The organism is Rhodococcus sp. EPR-157, from assembly GCF_001647195.1.
In the GTDB taxonomy this organism is placed as follows: Bacteria; Actinomycetota; Actinomycetes; order Mycobacteriales; family Mycobacteriaceae; genus Rhodococcoides.
The window spans coordinates 1-4401 of sequence record NZ_LVCV01000296.1 but is presented as its reverse complement, the minus strand read 5'-3'; the positions used below and the strand labels follow the sequence as shown (position 1 = coordinate 4401).

The window sequence follows — 4401 nt, the reverse complement described above, 5'->3', positions numbered from 1 at the left end:
GGCGACTGCAGCCGGGATTTCGTGCCTGACGAAAACGGCCCTCGATTCGATCAGTGCGCGTTCGGATTTCTCGTAGCGTCCCATGCTCATCAGGCACATTCCGACGCTCTGCAAGCACAACCCCGCCTTCTCGTGCATCTCGAGGCCGAGGAATGCCTCTCGCACCGATTCGTACTCCAACACCGCGCGCTCGTAGTTACCCCGCACGAACTGGACGAGCGCGAGGTCCTGGCGACAGTCGAGCTCCAGTTCGACCTCACCCAGGCCGTCGATCAGCCGCAGGGACTTGGCGAGCAACTCTGCGCTCTCCTGCGTAGTGCTGGGTTGAACGGACGAAAGGTATCGCAGGCACTGCGCCTCCTCGACGCGCGCCTCGTACCGTGCGAAGGTGTCGGCAGCGCCAATCAGAAGAGCTCGCGCCGTGTCGTGTTCGCCGAGATGCATCCGCACGGTGCCGGTGTTCATGTCGCACAACGCCGTCGCAACGGCGTCATCCAGTTGGGCACTGGTGCGCCGGGCTCGGGTGTAGCTGGATATCGCGGCAGAATACTGTCCGAGGTCCTCGAAGATGCGACCGAGCATGATGTCGAGGTCTACGGCTTCGCCAGGATCGACATCTGCGTACAGGTTGCGTGCCGCCTCGAACGACTCGACAGCGGGTCCGACCGCTCGCAGGTGTGCGTGTAGTCGGCCGACCTGCTTGTAGCAGTGTGCGCTGCGCATAGCTCGCCCGGTTCGCTCGTGGAGGGCAAGGGCGTTCTCGAAGGCTGTGAAAGACTCGTCGACGCGTTGAGCGTCGAGATACAGGTCGCCCAGTTGTTCCCAACAATCCCCTTCCAGCTCCGCATGTTCGGGCGCGCCGAGGTAGTCGATCGCGGCTTTCAAGTTGCGTTCAGCCCCGGCAGGGTCGTCCTCGACGGAACACACACCGAGCAAGAAGCGGCAGCGTGCCACAGCGAGGTCATCGCCTTCGCGCGCGAACAGCTCACAAGCCAAGCCGAAGTCGTCCAGCGCAGCTTCTGCCTCGCCTAGATCGATCGAACACAAACCGGCACTTTCCCGGTTCTCGGCCGAGTCGGCTGCATAGTGGACCGACCAGAAGAGCTCGGCCGCCAGCCGATACAACATTCTCGCCGGCTCAGAGCAGTTCATCGCTTCGTACACTTCGGCAAGTGAGCTCGAACAATATGCTTCGGACTCGATGTCGCCGCACGATTTGCTCAGCGCGCATGCGTGACGAAGTTGTTCGGCGGCGTCCTCGTTGTGGCCGCCGTCGAACAACACCAGACCCAGCAATCCCCTACAGTCCGCCTCGAGAGGAACGTCGTCCGCACTCGACGAATTCACGATCGCTCGGTGTAGAGATCTTATGGACAGCTCAGTCGACCCAAGTTCAGCATGGGCAGCGCCGACCCAACTCAAGCACAACCCGATACGACGCACATCACCCGCCTGCTCGCACCCGGCTAACGCTTGTTCCAATACGTGCAGTCCGTCGCGCGCGCGACCCTCCTCTACCAAGCGGACACCCGCGTATATCTCTGCATCCAAAGATGCGGTCTCGGGCGTCATCTGGACACCCTCCCCGTGCGAACTTTCCCGATCACAAAACGTCCGAGGCCGAACACGACCGCGTAGGTAGTGAAAACAGTGACCGAGCCGAGCGAATCGACATGCTGGCAGTCCAACGTCGTCCCCGTCGCCGAGGTCAACAGGAAGACGCAAGCAAGCCCCACGCCTACCGTCAACAAGCCGTACTCCGGGGCGAATCCGATGATTGCTCCCAGAGCGACGGCCCCGACGATACCGGCGATTTCAGGTCCGGGCCCGCCTGCCAACCCGACCGGAGAGGCCAAGAACAGGATGATCTCACTGGCACCGAACCAGCTCAGTCCGACGCTGCTGACGGCCAAGTTTCGCTTGGGTCGAAGATAGAAGCCGAAGCCACCGCAGAGGACTGCGAGAGCAAGGAAAAGTGCTATCACGCTGATCCGCAATGGAGCATTACTCTCGACCCCGCAGATTGTCGGCGCGGTGACACTTGACAGAGCCGGTATCAGGGCTGCAAGACCGACAACGGAATACAGCAGGTCTTTACCCAATTCGACTGGCGGAAAATTCTGTAGCCAACCAGTTGCGAGGGCGAACACTGCGACGATCAATCCAAGCGTTCCAGCCGAACCGACCGCAATTGATCCCGATCCACCTATCTGAATCAATGCGGCGGTCGCCACGAATCCCGCCAGAAAGGCGCTTCCATAGGGGTACAACCCCGACAGCGTTTTCGGTCTCGTTTCGGATGTATCGATAGATCTGCGGCCGAGAACGAAGTAGGTCAGCATCATTGCGATTCCCAAGATGACTACAACCGCGGTCATGCCGCTCACTTCCGCTGGACCACGCCGCGGGCGCGGTGATGCGAGACACATCGAGGCCTCGAGTTCGGGTTTCATGATCGCCCAGATCGACCGCTCGCGGCAGTCGTACGTTGGACGGACACCGCTGTCGTTCGTATAGATGACATTGCTGGGCGGGGCGGCGTTTTCTTGGCACCATGGCCCAGTCCCGCAGAAACCGAAGGAGTCGATGACATGCCCCCTCAGTCGGCGAACACCGACTGGGCAACCAGTGGATGGTGGGTGGGCAGAGAGCTAGACAGGGGTCGTTTCGCCGAAGAGTCCATTTCGCGCAACCAGCTGATCGCTCTGTGGGTCAGAGAGACTGCGGAGCCGAAGCCCAATGTAAAACACCTGGCCGAAGACTTGGCTGCCTGGATGGGGACGTTGGGGTCTGCGGAGTGGGTCGCGCAGCGGTTTTCGTCGGAAGCTTCTCGACGCTTGCGGCTGGGCACCAACGAAGTTCTCGGTGGCGTCGATGTGTGGGATCTGGTGAGTGCCGTCGCTGTCGAATACGGGGACACTCTTGCCCGATGCTCTGCCGGCGTCGTTGCCGACGTCCGCCTGGAACGCCCTGTCGGACTACCTGCAAGGATTGCGCAGGTGCTGCGCAAGTACGAGGACGGTCCACCGCGGACCGCCGCTCGCCACGCGATGGTCAACTCGGAGGCATGCGGCACAGTCGTGAAATCCCGTAACCACGCGGACCGTTATATCGACAACCCGAACCGCTATCGTTCGGCGATCGTCGCGGCGTCGATGCGCTCGTACAACGGAAAGCTGACGGAGTATCGCGAACGTATCGACGATTCATCCGACGACAAGGTCTCCGACTCGATCGCTGCTGCAATCGAGCGACTTACCGAGCTATATGGAGAAGCTGACGTGTCGGATCGCCTCCCGGCCGAGCACGAGATCTCCTACGTGGAGGACAAGCTCGACCGCTTCCTGACAGGAGCAAGTTCCAGTCGATTCCGTTCGGATTTGCCCCTACTCGAAGGCAGCACCCTCTACACCACCGCGGACGTGCGAGGCGAGGCGTGGCGTCGCGCGCGACGGAACCTGCTCAGACTCCATATGGATTCCGTCGAGCTGGACGAAAACACGATAACCGAGGTCTACGGTTCGAATTTCGCGCGTGCGAGGCAGGACCTGCAGCGTGCGCTGATCAGGGAGAGCGCGAGGAAGTCAGCGAGCGAATTGGACACCGCGCATCTGGAACTCGGCTACCGCAGCACAGAAACCAAGACCCTATTCTCACAGGCCAGTTCGTACTTGGCACAAACTCCAATCGAATCGGACAATGCGTGGAGTTGGAAGTGGGATGGGCGGGCGATGTGCTGGGAGCGGGCGATAGCGCTCGAGATCTTGGCAGACGCCGGCTCGGTCGCCGGACACGGTGCGAGCGCGCTCGAGCAGACCCTCCGTGAGAGGTACGACCAAGTGCGCCCATCCGACACGTTGGCACCGACGCGCACCGCATCGATTACTTTGGCCCTGCAATTGACGAGGGGCGCGCTCGCTTCGGTTATTCACGACGACGACGTCTTCGGCAACGATGGTGTCGACCTGGTCGGCAGTAGGAAGCCGGGTCAGACGTGGGCCGAGAAGACCGCCGACGTACTGAGCGCACTGCGCGGACATCGAGTCGCGTGGGATCGCCTGACGGGCAAAGCGGTATGAGCCGCCACCCGATCCGCGTCGACGACGCAGGAATGCACTGGGACGGCGACACCGCGCCCGCGGTAGCAGAAGTCTTCCTCGAACTGGCGCCTGGAGTGAACGTCGTCGTTGATGCAGCGGATCCGTCGACGCTGATGGGATGGACCATCGCGCGCGAGGGCGACGTGGGCTCGCTCGCGCGAGCGTGTACCGAATCCGACCTCGCGCACATCGTCGAATCCGACGGGTCCGGAGCCGTGATCAGTTGCGAAGCTTTTCATCTCGATGCCGACTGGACACGGCGCGCTACAACCGCAGCGGTCGCACGCTGGTGGATGTCTCC

General features: G+C 61.7%; 4 protein-coding genes. 2 read left to right on the top strand and 2 right to left on the bottom strand.

Annotated elements, in window-relative coordinates; all coding sequences use genetic code 11:
* The coding region (locus A2J03_RS13665) for a tetratricopeptide repeat protein (protein WP_197480758.1) at positions 1-1347 on the bottom strand (1347 nt) is incomplete at its 3' end.
* Positions 1348-1568: 221 nt separating this feature from the next.
* Positions 1569-2378 carry a hypothetical protein gene (locus A2J03_RS13660; protein ID WP_156520376.1) on the bottom strand — a complete coding sequence of 270 codons (810 nt, stop codon included), beginning with the start codon at positions 2376-2378 and terminating at the stop codon, positions 1569-1571.
* A gap of 213 nt (positions 2379-2591) precedes the next feature.
* Between A2J03_RS13660 and A2J03_RS13655 the strand changes: the two genes are divergently transcribed.
* Together A2J03_RS13655 and A2J03_RS13650 are read left to right on the top strand one after the other, a co-directional pair.
* Complete coding sequence (locus A2J03_RS13655; protein ID WP_068374729.1) at positions 2592-4079, top strand: hypothetical protein; 1488 nt, start codon at positions 2592-2594, stop codon at positions 4077-4079.
* Positions 4076-4401 (top strand): hypothetical protein (locus tag A2J03_RS13650; RefSeq protein ID WP_156520375.1); only part of this gene is annotated, 326 nt, incomplete at its 3' end. The genes A2J03_RS13655 and A2J03_RS13650, both read left to right, overlap by 4 nt.